General features: G+C 72.8%; 8 protein-coding genes. 3 read left to right on the top strand and 5 right to left on the bottom strand.

The genetic code is table 11. The features are described from left to right. Positions 1 to 13 precede the first annotated feature (13 nt). From L2C96_RS09160 to L2C96_RS09170, 3 genes are read left to right on the top strand one after another with little or no spacing between them, the layout of a single operon-like run. Positions 14 to 1,447 carry a CCA tRNA nucleotidyltransferase gene (locus L2C96_RS09160; RefSeq protein WP_020416214.1) on the top strand — a complete coding sequence of 478 codons (1,434 nt, stop codon included), beginning with the start codon at positions 14 to 16 and terminating at the stop codon, positions 1,445 to 1,447. A 34-nt stretch (positions 1,448 to 1,481) separates the two neighbouring features. Continuing rightward, positions 1,482 to 2,771: a sensor histidine kinase gene (locus L2C96_RS09165; protein WP_237335843.1), complete on the top strand. Its 1,290-nt coding sequence runs from the start codon at positions 1,482 to 1,484 to the stop codon at positions 2,769 to 2,771. Between the two features lie 54 nt (positions 2,772 to 2,825). After that, on the top strand, positions 2,826 to 3,194 hold the full coding sequence (locus L2C96_RS09170; RefSeq protein ID WP_237335844.1) for a hypothetical protein: 369 nt from the start codon (positions 2,826 to 2,828) through the stop codon (positions 3,192 to 3,194). On the opposite strand, the gene L2C96_RS09175 is transcribed toward L2C96_RS09170, so the two are convergent. From L2C96_RS09175 to L2C96_RS09195, 5 genes are all read right to left on the bottom strand, one after another. Next, entirely contained in the window at positions 3,191 to 5,038 is a 1,848-nt protein-coding gene (locus L2C96_RS09175; RefSeq protein ID WP_237335845.1) for a TNT domain-containing protein, read from the bottom strand. The two genes, L2C96_RS09170 and L2C96_RS09175, sit on opposite strands and share 4 nt — an antisense overlap. A gap of 37 nt (positions 5,039 to 5,075) precedes the next feature. Next, a complete protein-coding gene (locus L2C96_RS09180; RefSeq protein ID WP_237335846.1) occupies positions 5,076 to 6,845 on the bottom strand; it encodes an ADP-ribosylglycohydrolase family protein in 1,770 nt (589 codons plus the stop codon). Next, a complete protein-coding gene (locus tag L2C96_RS09185; protein ID WP_237335847.1) occupies positions 6,812 to 8,857 on the bottom strand; it encodes an ADP-ribosylglycohydrolase family protein in 2,046 nt (681 codons plus the stop codon). The genes L2C96_RS09180 and L2C96_RS09185 overlap by 34 nt, the downstream gene beginning before the upstream one ends. Then, positions 8,857 to 10,365 (bottom strand): TNT domain-containing protein, encoded by a 1,509-nt coding sequence (locus L2C96_RS09190; protein ID WP_237335918.1) that lies wholly within the window; start codon positions 10,363 to 10,365, stop codon positions 8,857 to 8,859. The genes L2C96_RS09185 and L2C96_RS09190 overlap by 1 nt, the downstream gene beginning before the upstream one ends. 28 nt (positions 10,366 to 10,393) lie before the next feature. Then, positions 10,394 to 13,653 (bottom strand): toxin glutamine deamidase domain-containing protein (locus L2C96_RS09195; protein ID WP_272882250.1); only part of this gene is annotated, 3,260 nt, incomplete at its 5' end.

Here is a 13,653-nt window from a genome sequence, read left to right on the forward strand (position 1 = left end):
CGGTTCGATCCCGGTGAACGAACTGACCGCGAAGCGGAACGCGGTGACCGAGCTGATGCGGATCTCGCCGCTGGCCGACGAGCTGGCCGGGCTGTTCGCGAAGGCCGGGCACCGGCTGTACCTGGTCGGCGGCAGCGTCCGGGACGCGCTGCTCGGCCGGCTGTCCGCCGACCTCGACTTCACCACCGACGCGCGGCCCGAGCAGATCCTGAAGGTCGTCCGCGGCTGGGCCGACGGCGTGTGGGAGGCGGGCATCGCCTTCGGCACCGTCGGCGTCACCAAGCGCGGCTCGACGCTGGAGATCACGACGTTCCGCGCCGACGTCTACGACCGGGTGAGCCGCAACCCCGAGGTGACCTTCGGCGACTCGATCGAGGGTGACCTCAAGCGCCGGGACTTCACGGTCAACGCGATGGCGATCGACTTGTCGACCAAGCAGTTCGTCGACCCACACGACGGGATGGACGCGCTGCGGCGGAAGGTGCTCGACACCCCCGCCACCCCGGAGGAGTCCTTCGCCGACGACCCGCTGCGCATGCTGCGTGCCGCCCGGTTCGCCGCCCAGCTCGGCTTCGAGCCGGCGCCCCGCGTGGTGACCGCGATGACCGAGATGGCAGGCGAGATCCAGCGCATCACCGCCGAGCGGGTGCAGACCGAGCTGTCCAAGCTGATGCTCGGCCGGTACCCGCGGCGCGGGCTGGAGCTGATGGTCGACACCGGGCTCGCCGAGCACGTCCTGCCCGAGGTGCCCGGCATGCGGCTGGCCATCGACGAGCACCACCAGCACAAGGACGTCTACCAGCACTCGCTGACCGTGCTGGACCAGGCGATCGCGCTGGAGCGCCGGGACGACCCGGACGCCGAGCCCGACCTCGTGCTCCGGCTGGCCGCGCTGCTGCACGACATCGGCAAGCCCGCCACCCGCCGGTTCGAGGAGGGCGGCGGCGTGAGCTTCCACCACCACGAGGTGGTCGGCGCCAAGATGGCCCGCAAGCGCTTGCGGGCGCTGAAGTACCCGAAGCAGGTCATCGAGGACGTCGGCCAGCTGGTGTTCCTCCACCTGCGGTTCCACGGCTACGGCAAGGGCGAGTGGACCGACTCGGCGGTGCGCCGGTACGTCACTGACGCGGGTGAGCTGCTGCCCCGGCTGCACAAGCTGGTCCGCGCCGACTGCACGACGCGCAACAAGCGCAAGGCGGCCGCGCTGCAGCGCACCTACGACGAGCTCGAGGAGCGGATCGCGCGCATCCAGGCCGAGGAGGACCTGGCGAAGGTGCGGCCCGACCTGGACGGCAACGAGATCATGAAGATCCTCGGCCTGCCGCCGGGGCCGATGGTCGGCAAGGCGTGGAAGCACCTGAAGGAGCTGCGCCTGGACCGCGGGCCGCTCGACCACGACGAGGCCGTCGCCGAGTTGCGCCGCTGGGCCGAGGAGAACGGCCTGTAACTTCAGGGTGCGTCGAGACGACCGGGAGGTCGTGATGTCCCCACCGCGAGCGGCGAGTTACCTGGGCACCCTGCTGCGGCGGGGCGCGCCCGCGATGGCCGGCGCGACCGGTGGACTGGACGACGAGGTCGCCGACCCGGCGCCGGTGTCCCCACTCGCCCGGATGCGGCGCATGGCGGGGCCGGTCGACCTCGCGGCGCAGGACAACCTGCTGCTCCGCGCCACCCGGTACGTCGCGATGGTCCCGCTGATCTACCGCGTGCTGGCGGTGGCCGGGGCGCTGGTCGCGTTCCTCGCCGGCGACCACGGTGGCGTGGCGCCGGTGGTGGCGGTCGCGGTGTGCTCGATCGCGCTGAACCTGTACGGGCTGCGCTGGCTGTTCCGGTCGACGCCGTTCCACGGCGGCGGCGCGGTCCGGCTGCTGGTGCTCGACGTGGTGTTCACGGTCGCGGCCAACCTGGTGGTCGCGGCGACGGTGCCTGCCCCGGCCTTCACAGCCGCGATGCAGGTGCCGGGCAAGCACCTGCTCGGCGGGGTCGCGTTGCTGACCCTCGCGCTGGGAGTCGGGTACGGGCTGGGGCTGACGGTGCTGAGCGTGCCGCTCGCCGGGGCCGCGTGGTGGCTCAACAGCGGCGTGTTCAACGTGAAACAAGCCTTCGCCGGGGTCGGGACGATCATCGGCGTCCTGGTGACGGCGACCGGCGCGCTGGTGCTGCTCGGCCTCGGCACCCGGCTGGCGCTGGCGTACGGGATCAGGCACGGCCGCGAGGCGGAGCGCGCGCGGCAGCACCGGATGCTGCACGACACGGTGCTGCAGACGCTGGAGACGATCGCCCTGCCGGGCTCCGGCAGCAGCGAACACCAGCTCAGCGAGATGCGGCGGCTGGCCCGCGCGCAGGCGATCGAGGTGCGGCAGACGATCGAGGGCGCGGAGGGCAGCGGCCCCCTCGGCGAGAAACTGGCGGCCCTGGCAGCGGAAATGGCCCGTGACGGCCTGCGCGCCCAGCTGGTCATGGCGGAGCTCGACCCGGACACCCTGACGGAGGTCCGGCAGGTCGCCATCCGCGACGCGGCCCGCGAGGCCCTGCGGAACACGCTGAAGCACTCGGGCACCGACCGGGTCGTCGTGCGCGCTGAGGAACGGGACGGCGGGGTGGCGGTGGTGATTCGCGACCACGGCGCCGGCTTCGACGAGGCGGACCGCCCACCGGGCTTCGGAATCAGCGAGTCGATCACGGCGCGCCTGGCCGAGGCGGGCGGCCAGGCGCGGGTGGAGTCCAGCCCGGGCAGCGGAACTCGCGTGACGCTCTGGATGCCGCGATGATTGCCGGGGTATCGCGCGGTATGGCGCGTTCGCGCTGAAAGGAGCTGATTTCGGGTGGATAACTTGCCGCGCAAGACCGAAGAACAGAACGACACCCGGAGGCTCGCCATCGAAGCGCTGGAGACCGCCCGCGAAGCCCGTGTGCTCGCCGTCGCGGCCTCGAAGGAGGTCGGCGACGTGTCAGCTCAGCTGAGAGGGCACATCACGGTGCTCCACGCGCTGCGTGAGACCCAGCTCGAGCAGGGGGCCCGGTTGGATCGACTCGAACGGAGGGTGGACGAGGGCTTCGCGCGGGTGGACGCGAGGTTCGAGCAGGTGGACCGGCGGTTCGAGCAGGTCGACGCCAGGTTCGAGCAGGTCGTCGACCAGATGAACGCGCGGTTCGATCAGCTCGTTGCGCTGATCAAGAGCAGCAAGCGCTAAAGCCGCTCCAAGCCGCCCGTTTCGAGGTGGTGCCCGACGGGGTGCGGCAGGAAGTACGCCACCGCCCCGCCGGGCATCGCTCCCCAGGGTTGTGTCACGCCGGTCAGCACGCGCACCGGCCGCGCCACCCGGTACAGCGCTCGCTGCCCCTCCCGCTCCGGCAGCAGCGACGTCTCCGGGAACCGCGCCGTCTCGTCGTGCACCAGGTTGCCCGCCTCGCCGCCGAACCGCACCAGCGTCGTCCCTGCGGGCAACGTGATCAGCCGCTTCGCGCGGTAGAAGGTCAGCGGCGGCTCGCCCCGCTGCGGTGTGATCGGCCAGTCGCCCTCGTCGTCGACCACCCGCACCGGGTACAGCAGCAGCGATCCGAGCAGGAACCGCGCCGCCTCCTCGACCCGCGCGAACGCCGCCGGCTCCGCGCCGTCCGGACCGGTGACCTCCCAGCTCGACTCGGTCCGCTGCAGGCTCCACGCCCCCTCGGCCCGCGAACCGATCCGGTACGCCGAGGGCGCGATCCCGTACTCCGCCAGCCGCCGCTCCAGGACCGTCAGAACCTCCGACGCCCGCAGCCCGTACGGCGGATCGCCGCCGCGGTCGATGAGCGTGACCGCGTCCACCTCACCCGCGTCGGGCTGTGGCGGCAGCGGCCTGCCCAGCAGCTCCGCCTCCGCGGCCGCGAGCAGGTGCGCCGGCACGGTCGGCGCCCGGTAACCCTGCGCGCGCACGTGCTCGACCAGCTCCGGCTGCGGCGGCAGACCGTATTTCCGCAGGTAGTGCGGCACCGCCGCGGCCCAGATCCAGGTGCCGTCGGTGTGGAAGGCGTCGGGCACGTCCGGCTGCGCCGCCGGCGCGAACAGGTCCGGCAACCGGTTCGGCCTGGCCACCGCGACCGGCGCCCGGTACAGGTAGTCGAACAACGCGCGGGCCTCGTCCGGCGGCAGCGCCTGCCGGTTGACCACGGGCGGCTCGCCGGGCCCGTCGACGACCGCGGCGTGCCGGAACGCCGCGTCCACCGGCAAGCCGGCCTTCGCCGCGAGCCAGTCCGGGACCTGCTTCCGGTCGCGCGGGAAGTGCTCCAGCTCGGCCTCGTACGCGCGGGCCGTCGGCCTGCCTGAGGGTGACTGGCGCCAGTTCGGCTCGGCCGACGAGTCGTAGTCGAACGTGAAGTCGGCGGGCGCGACCAGTGTCAACGTGCCCTTGAACCACGTCCCGGCGCCCGGCTGGTACATCGCGGCCCGCAGGTCGCCGAACAGCTGCCCGAGCCGCGGCGACGCGGGCAACGACACCGACTCGCCTTCGCCCGCGGCGCGGACCTCGATCTCCGCGTAGTCCCCGACCTGCCGGAACTGCGCGGCGATCCGCTCCCAGCCGTCGGGCACGACGTCCCGCAGCAGCCGCGCGATCTCCCGCACCAGCTCCTGTGGATCCCCGGCTCCGAGCTGCCGCACACCGGCGGCGAAGTCGTGCCGCTCCTGCCAGATCGCGGTGATTTCGGCCTCGGTGGCGTCGACGGCGAAGTCGTGCAGGCCGAGCTGCCGCGCCCGCGTCTCGTCGGTGCCGTTCCAGCGCAACGTCAGCCCCTCGCCGGGGGCGACGCGGTAGATGTCGTCGTCGAACAGGCAGTGCGTCTGCAGGCTGAAGGTCGCGGCGACCTCGGCTTCCGGCAGCACCTTCGCCGGCCGCCCGTCGAACTCCTTGTCGAAGTCGGCGGGCGCGTCCTCGCCGGACGGCGTCACGAGCAGGACGGTGCCGTCCGCGCTGGAGCGTTGCGCCGGGAAGACGCGCCCCTGCCACACGGCGTACAGCCCGTCGGGGCGCTCCGCCAACTCCACTCGGTACCGCACGACTTCCCCCTGCGTCCGGAAAACGGGCCCGTCAAACTTAACCGGGCGGGTACCGGCGCGCCCAGTCCTCCCGCAGCGACCGGCTGCGTGTGATGCCGTACAGGTTGAAGTGCAGGTAGATGTCGTTGGCGATGTTGTCCAGCAATCCCAGCGGCGTCAGCGCCCCGACCAGGTCCGCGGGCAGGCCGGGCACGCCGAGCCGGGCGCCGGCCAGCGCCCCGGTGAGCGCGGCGGTCAGCGGCGGTTCGGCCGACTGCAGTCCGGCGGCCTGGATCGCGGCGAACGGGTCGTGCTGCCGCTTGGTGGCGGCGAACACGGCGCGCCCGGCCACCGCGAGCGGGCTCGCCGGGTCGCCGAGCGTCTCGATCTGCTCGGTGTCCGGGATGTCGCGGCCGTCGCGCATCGCGAGGACGATCGCGGCGATCTCGTCGAACGGCGTCTGCCCGGACTTCCGCAGCTCACCAAGGATGGCGTGGAATGGCCACGATGGCTCGCCGTTGACCAGCACCTTCGTGAGCAGCCGCACGACCAGCTCGACCGCGGTGGCGGCCTCGCCGCCCGCGCCGGTCATGGCCCGCGCGACGGCCATCTGGTACGACAGCCCGGCGTTCTCGAGCTCGAAGCCCGCGGTCATGGTCGCGGCGAGCACGGCGGTCAGCGGGTTCGGCGGCGCTTCCGGGCCGTCGCCGAGCGCGACCGAGAGCCAGCTGTCCGGCTTCGGCGCGGGCGGGAACCCCTCGGGCACGTCGCCGGTGAGGGTCATGAACGGCAGGCCGCGCATGACGGCTTCGGTGTGCCGGAGGGCCTGCCGGGTCATCGGGCCGAGCATGTCGCCGTTGCCGAGGGCGAGGCACTCCCCGACCGCGAACCCGACGTAGGCGCCGACGACGCGGTGCCAGGCGAACAGCCCCGAGGGTGTCCCGGCGTCCTGGAACTTGCCCAGCGTCCACGGCCTCGGTTCGGGGCGCCCGGTGTTGTCGTAGTGGTTGATCAGGCCCGCCCCGGCGAGGTCGGCAGGCCACTCGACCGGCCGGCCGTCGTGGCGCAGCCGCAGGTTGCGCACCCACAGGGCGTACGCGCGCGCGTAGCGCTCGCATTCGTCGGCGCTGAGCTCGTACCCGTTCTTCCTGGCCCAGCCGCCGACCGCGCGGAGCCGCTGCGGAACGAGGTCGCCGAGCCCGGACTCGCCGGCCAGCTCCGCGATCCGCGGGGAAACCTCGGGCGCGACTTCGTCGACATACCGGCCCGGGTTCTGCTCGGCCCCGTCGATCTCCGCCGCCAGGTCGACGCCCACGGACAGGACGTGCCCGGGGTCCAGGTCCAGCCGCGTCTCCCCCGCGCCGGGCCGCAGCAGGTCGCGGGGCCGGATCCGGCGCCACCGGTGCACACCGGCCGGGACCGTGCCCGTCGCGGTGTAGGCGGGGACGACGATCTGGCCGTCCCGCGTGCGATTGCGGACGGGCTCGCCGTCCGCACCGAGCGGAACCAGGACCTCGCAGTCCAGCAACAGCCTGCGCATGGTCGGCCCGTCGATCCAGCCGACGCGGTGCATGCCCAGCAGCCTCGCCGCCGGGGTGGTGGCTTTCGGGCTGCCGAACCACTCCGGGCCGGGCCGGTGCGCGGGGTTCTCCCGGACGTTGCCGGTCGGCTGCTCGCGCTCGTCGACCTCGATCCACCGCACGATCGCCGGCTCCGGGGTGCCGAGCCCGGGGAACTCGTTGCGCCGGAACTCGGGGTCCGGCACGGCCTTCCAGTCGGTGAAGCGCTGAGCCGTCACGGCCGGATCGCCGGATAGCGCCGAAGCCATCGCTGTCCTTCCTCCCCCTCCGGGATCCCCTCGAACCGGCGGGCGACGTCCGTGACGACCCGCTCGATCAGCGGTTTGAGTTCGAGCTGGTCCACCCACTTCTGCGGCAGGCCGGGCACGCCGTTGCGCGCGCCGGCCAGCGCGCCGGCGATCGCCCCGGTCAGCGCGCCGCGCCCGGAGTGGTTCACCGCGCGCAGCAGGGCGACCTCGGGGTTGTTCTCGAACCCGCTCACGGCGGCGAGCGCGCGCCCGAGGACGGACGCCGTGTCGTGGCCGTCACCGATCTCCTCGGGTTCGGGCAGGCGGTACAGGCCCTGTTCCGGGATGGCGATCAGGGACCGCGCGGCCAGCTCGCGCACGGCGTCCCACCGCGGTCCTTCCCGGTCCTGCAGCACCGCACCGGCCGACACCCACAACGCGGGGCTGAACTCCCGCTCCAGTGATCGTTCGAACAGCAGGCCGAGGAACACGGCGAAGGTCAGGTCGGTCCCGTCCGATTCCGGCAGGGCCGAGAAGGAGCGGACAGCCGCCTCGGACGCACCGAACGGCACCTCGCCCCGGCCACCGATGGTGAGCACACCGGGCAGCGCGCCGAGCAGGACCGCCGGGCCGGAGCGGAGATCGGCCGGGTCCGGATCGCGGACGGCGTGCAGCTCGGCCAGGTGCGGCAGCCACCCTTCGATGTCCGGCACCGCCTCGCCCTGGGTATGCAGCCACCGGGTGGTCGCCTCGTGCGCCGCACCGCCGCGCAGGACGGCCTCGGTGAGGAACAGCAGGCGCTGGGTGAGCGGGCCGACCGGACCGGGCTCGGTCCCGTCCGCCGAGTTGCCCAGCGCTTCACCGAGCGCGAAGCCGACGTACGCGCCGAGGATGCGTTGCCAGCTGAAGTTGGTGTCCTGGCCGACGTCGGCGAACTTGCCGAACGAGTCCACCCGCAACACCGGTTCGCCGTTGTCGTCGTACCCGCGGGCCAGGCCGAACGCGGCGAGGTCGTACGGCGGTCGCGGCGGCAGCGCCATGCCCATGCGCCGGACCCAGGACCGTCCGGTGACCACTCGGTAGCACTCGTCCGCGGTGAGCTCGAAACCGTGGGCGCGGGCGCTGTCCCCCGCGTCGACCGGCAGGTCCACCGGCTCGGGCAGCCCGATCCGCGCCGCGGTGTCGGCGGCCCAGCGCGTCAGGTCCGCCGAGGCCTCCACGCATTCGCCGGTGACCTCGATCTTGTCGCTGTACCGGGGGAACTCGGCGTTCGCCGCGCGGATCTCCTCGGTGGTGACCTCGACCGGGAGCTGCCACGGGCCGTGGATGACCAGGTCGGCTTCCGGCACGTGGGACAGCAGGGTCACCGGGTCCAGCCAGAACCACTCCCGGCTGCCCGGCGGGAAGAAGCGGGTCGACGTCCACAGCTCCACCGTGCGACGACCGTCCTTGGTGGACTGGTGGCGCACCCGGCCGTCGGACAGCGGCACCAGCACGCTCTCCTCGAGCAGGCCGATGACGAACTTCCGCTGGTCGATCCAGCCGATGTGGCGGAACTCGACGAGGTGGTCGAGCGTGGTCCACGGCATCGGGTAGCCACGCCGGCTCGGCCCCGTCCGGTACTCGGGGTTCGGGCGGAACTCGCCGGTGTCCGTGCCGTCCGGCAGGTGGCGCTGCCAGCCCGTGATCGCGGCGAGCGGCACGCCGAGGCGGCCGAGGCCGGAGGCGGCGTACTCGGGGTCGATGACCTCGGCCCAGTGGTCGCGGCCCGGGTACTGGGCGGGGATGCTGAAGCCACCGCTGATGGGCGACGCGTGGCGCAGGTCGCCCTCCGGGTCGCGGACGATCAGCGCGGGTGGCGGGATGATCTGCTCGCCGAGGTCGCCGCCGTCGAGGTAGGCGGTGGAGTTGTAGGGGACGTACCAGCCCTCCGGGCGCCGCACGAGGTTCGCCTGGTCGGCACGCAGGCCGGCGCCGGGGTGGACCTCGCGCAGCCACTCCTCGACCTTCGCGACCGCTTCTGCCGCTTCCACTACTCGATCCTTTCCAGGCTTGCGTCCGCCAGGTGCTCGCTCAGCGGTTTCGGCAGGACGTACGCGACACCGCCACCGGGCAGGTTCGCCCAGGGGATCGCGATGCCGGTCACGACCGCGAGGCTGCGCCGGAGCCGGTAGCGCCGCTCCTCGCGGTCCCGCTCGATGGGCAGCGAGGTCGCGGGGAAACGGGTTTCGTCGTGGTGGACCAGGTTGCCGGTCTCGTCGCCGAAGCGCTGCACGACCGTGGCCGCGGGCAGCCGGATCAGGCGTTTGTTGCGCAGCAGGGTCAGCGGCGGCTCGCCCTCGGCGGGCTGGATCGGCCAGTCCGCGAGCTCGGCGGAGGTTTCCAGCGGAGTTTCGGCGCCGCCCGTGGTCCGCGCGGGGTGCAGCAGCAGGGCGCCGAGCAGGTGCTGCGCCGCGTCCTCGGCGCGTTCGAAGTACTGCGGGCGCACCGGCGCCCCACCGGCGTAGCGCGCGACTTCCCAGCCGCGATCGGTCGGGTTGAGGCACCACGCGCCGTCGGCTCGCGACGCCAGCCGGTAGGCCGCGGGCCAGATGCCGTGCTCGGCCAGCCGCTGCGCCAGCACCACCAGCAACGCCGGGTCCTCCAGCGCCGGATCCGTGCGGGTCTCCAGTTCAGCCGCGATGTCGCCGGTGGTCGGCAGCGCCTCGCCCGGATCGGCCTTCGGACGGGACCGGCCGAGCAGGTCGGCCGCCGCGGTGCGCCGGGTCAGCTTGTCGACATAGGGCGGCTGGAAGTCCTGGTCCCGGATGTGCGCGAGGAAGTCCGGCTCCGGTGGCGTGCCGTACTTGCGCAGGTAGTGCGGGACCGACGCGTGCCAGATCCAGGAGCCATCGGTGTGGTAGCTCTCCGGCACGTCGGACTCGGTGCCGCCGCTGAAGATGTCCGGGCCCAGCCCGCTGCCGACCAGCACCGCGGGCTGGCGTTCGAGGTACCGCAGGAGCGCCGGCACCTCGTTCTCGGGCACCGGCGGACGCCCCATGACGGGCGCGGCGCCGTCCTCGTACGTGTCGACCACGCGGGCGTGCCGGAACTTGACGCCGAGCGGCAGGCCGGCCGCGCGGCGCCACCAGTCCGGCAGGTGCTCCGGATCCCGGGGAAACGCTTTCAACTCGGCTTCCAGCGCGGCGGACAGGTGGTCCGGGGGCGTCCGCCACCACGGTTGGCTCGTGGTGCTGACGTCGAGGTCGAACTCACCGGACGGGTGCAGCGCGTATCGGGCCTGCAGCCAGGCCCCGACACCCGGCTCGTACATGGCCTCCCGTAGTTCGGCGAACACCTCGGCCAGCTCGGCCGACGCCGGGAAGGTCCGGCCGGAGCCGCGCGTGAACGCGATCGGCTCCAGCTCGGCGTGGTCACCGACCTGGCGGAAGTTCAGCTCGATCCGTTCCCACCCGGACGGCGCGTCGGCCCTGGCGAGCGTGCCGATGCGCACGAGCAACGGACGGTGCGGCTCCATGATCGCCGTCGCCTCCCTGCCCATCTCCGTAGTGCCGCTCACTGTAACCAGCTCACGCGAGGATGGAGGTGCACGGGAAACCAGCGGGCTGCGCCTCCCACATGCCGAACGTGCGCCGCTGCACCGACTCGATGAAGGACTCCTCCTGGGCGGTGAGCGCCCGGCCCTCTTCCTTGGCCTGCTTGCGCATCCCGTCGACGGTGGCGTAGAGCGCGAACAACGGTCCCTCGCCGCGGAGGTAGAAGGCGCGCTCCCGTTCGGTCTCCGCGATGAACTCCGCCTCGGTCAGCGAGCGGAAGTTCGACGGCAGCTCGTCCTGCAGGACCTTCTCCAGGTGCGTGCTGTTCTCCTCGAACTGGCCGGTGCGGACGTTGAGCAGGAAGCCGGTGAGGTTGCCGTCGCCGTCCCAATCGACCCTGTAGGTCTTGTTGAAGCACTTGAAGTACTGCGGGGTCGGGACCTCGACGGCTTCCTCCACCAGGGGTTGCTGGGGTCCGTCGAGCTTGCGGTGCCTGCCGCCCCGGGCGGTGCCGCCCGCGGCGCCCGGCCCGGCCATGCCCGGCATCGGGGGCATCATGCTGACCGCGCCGACCGTGCCGTCCGAGGTGCGCACCTGCATGTCCAGTCCGCCGCCCTGGGCGAGCCGGTCCTCGGTGGCGAGGACCTCCATGCCGGGGGTGCCGGCGAGCTGGGCGGCCGCGCGGTAGGCGTCGTCCGCGCTGCCGACCTGCATCCCCGCGGACGCGAGGCCGGACAGGCGGGAGGCGTCGCCGTCGAAACCGGCGAGGTTCCGCTGGAGCTCGTCCCAGCCGGGTGAGGTCGCGGGGAGGGCGGTGCCCCCGACCGCGTTCGCGATGCCACCCAGCGCCGAGTCCAGCTCCCGCCGTGCGGCGGCGGCGCGCTCCAGCTGGTCGCGCAGGTAGGCGTCCGTGTAGGCGGGGTCGCTCGCGCGCGAGGGGTCGAACCCGGGCAGCAGCTGGTCACCGATGCCGCCGGGCGGGAAGCCTCCGCCTGCCGGGGGGAAGCCTCCGCCTGCCGGGGGGAAGCCGGGCTGCTGGGGCCGCTCGGGCGGCGGCTGGTGCTCGGCCGGTGGCCGGAAGTCCGCCTCGACGTGGTCCGGGAACTTCGGCATCGGCAGCCGCTCGTCCCAGGCTTCCTCGACCACCGGGATCGCGTCCGGGTAGGTGATCAGGTTGACCAGGATGCCCAGATTGGTGAGGAGCAGGCGCCGGAAGCCCGGGTTGTTGTCGACGGCGTCGCGGAGCTCGGGGTGCTCGTCCAGCAGCCGCTGAAACGCGTCGTCGACGCGCATGGTCTGCCCGTTGACGACGACGGTGTCCTCGCCGGGGCGGAGATCGTCCGCGCCGCGGTCCGCGGTGTCGTCCGCGGCCCGGTGGTCGTCTGGGTTCTCGTCCCGTGGCCCGGGTTCGTCCGGATCCGCGGGGGTTTCGTCACGGGAGGTCGGCGCCTCGGCGGTGTCATCCCGGGGCACCGGCTCGTTCGAGGTGACGTCGCGTGGCTCGGCGGTTTCGTCCCGGGGAGCCGGTGCTTCGGGAGCGTCGTCGTGCCGTGCGTCCGGGAGGGTGTCGCGTGCCTGCGGGGTTTCGTCCCGGGGAGCTGGTGCCTGCGGGGTGTCGTCCTGTCGGCTTGCGGCGTCGGGAGCGGTGTCGCGTGCCTGGGGCGCTTCGTCCCGGGGAGCCGGTGCTTCGGGAGCGTCGTCCTGCCGTGCGTCCGGGAGGGTGTCCCGTGCCTCCGGGATCCCATCCCGAAGCGCGTCGCGGCGGTCATTCCGCGGCTCCGGTTCGCGCGGCGTGTCGTCGCGCGGGGACTGCTCTTCGGGAGTCTCGTCCCGGCGAGTCGTCTCGTCCCGCGGTGCCGCTTTCTCCGGCGTCCCGTCTCGGTCGGCCGGCGCGTCCGCCTGCGATGCCTGGTCGCGCTGGAGCTCCAGGGTGTCGTGTCCGTCCGGCGTTCCGCCGTCGTGGACGGGCGGTTCGACCGGCATGAACGGCCCCAGGGTGATCGGGGTCGTCGGCGTGGCCGAGCCGTGCTGCAACGGCGTCATCGGAGTGTCCTGCAGCTGCGGGATCTGCTGGACCGGCGTGTCCGGAACCTGCGTAGTCTGCTGGACCGGCGTGTCCGGAACCTGCGGGATCTGCTGGACCGGCGTGTCCGGGACCTGCGGGTTCGGCGCCTGGGTGTTCGGCGCCTGCAGGTTGACCGTCTGCGGAGCGGGCCCCGGGGTGTTCGGGGCCTGCAGGTTGAGGGTCTGCGGGCCGGGCGCGTTCGGAGCCTGCTGCGTGCCGTAAGGCAGCGCGAACTGCGGGTTCGCCGCCAGCCCGTTGCTGGTGGCGAGCGACCCGAACGGCAGGAGGCTGACGCTCGTCGGGTTGGTCGGAAGCCTCATCAACCCGCCGTTCTGCGGGTCTATGAACACGACGCCTTCCGGCGTGTTGACGGCGAGGGCGACGTGCGCCTGGTGCGAACCGTCGGGCTGCTGGTACGACACGTAAATCACGTTGTGCGAGCCGTGCGGCATGTTCGCCACGCGCGCGATCGCATTGTCGTAGCTGCCCACACCGTGCACCCACTTGGCGCCGAGCTGGTCCTCCAGCCACTTCATGCGGTCGAAGGCCGCGAGGTCCTTGGGCAGGACCGGATCGGCCTGCGCGTCGATCCCGATCAGCCGCTGCGCGTAGGCCACGACGCACCGAGTGCAGTTGTGCCAGTAGCCCATGTCCACGGCGTTCGGCAGGACGCGGTTCGGGTTGACGTTCGGCAGCTCCGGGTGCCGCGCCGCGACGTAGGCGCGTTCGTTGGGGCCGACAGTGCCCGCGTGGATGGCGGGCAGCTGGTGGAGCGGTGTCGCGCCGGCCATGTTCGACCAGGGCGCCGGCTGGTTCTGCAACAGCGGCACGCCCTGCTGCACCAGTGGGCCGGGTTGCGACTGGACCGGCGCTTGCTGTTGGTACGGGTTGTGCACGGGCGCCTGCTGAGGCGGCCCGAACTGCCCCTGCTGCTGGTAGGGGTTGTGGACGGGCTGCTGGTGCTGGCCCTGCTGCTGGTAGGGGTTGTGGACCGGCTGCTGGTGCTGCCCCTGCTGGTACGGGTTGTGCACGGGCGCCTGCTGGGGCGGCCCGAACTGCCCCTGCTGCTGGTGAACCGGCGCGGGACCGGCTTGGTTCGGCTGCGTCGGCGCGGGCTGCTGGTACGGGTTGTGCACCGGCGTGTGCTGGGGCGGTCCGAACTGCCCTTGCTGCTGGTAGGGGTTGTGGACCGGCTGCTGGTGCTGCCCCTGCTGGTACGGGTTGTGGA

It is taken from the genome of Amycolatopsis tucumanensis (assembly GCF_021654135.1).
GTDB classification, from domain to species: Bacteria; Actinomycetota; Actinomycetes; order Mycobacteriales; family Pseudonocardiaceae; genus Amycolatopsis_E; species Amycolatopsis_E tucumanensis.

Coding starts and splice junctions, on each gene's coding strand:
- L2C96_RS09165 (WP_237335843.1), top strand. CDS start 1,482: ATGTCCCCACCGCGAGCGGCGAGTTACCTGGGCACCCTGCTGCGGCGG.
- L2C96_RS09180 (WP_237335846.1), bottom strand. CDS start 6,845: ATGGCTTCGGCGCTATCCGGCGATCCGGCCGTGACGGCTCAGCGCTTC.
- L2C96_RS09190 (WP_237335918.1), bottom strand. CDS start 10,365: ATGGGCAGGGAGGCGACGGCGATCATGGAGCCGCACCGTCCGTTGCTC.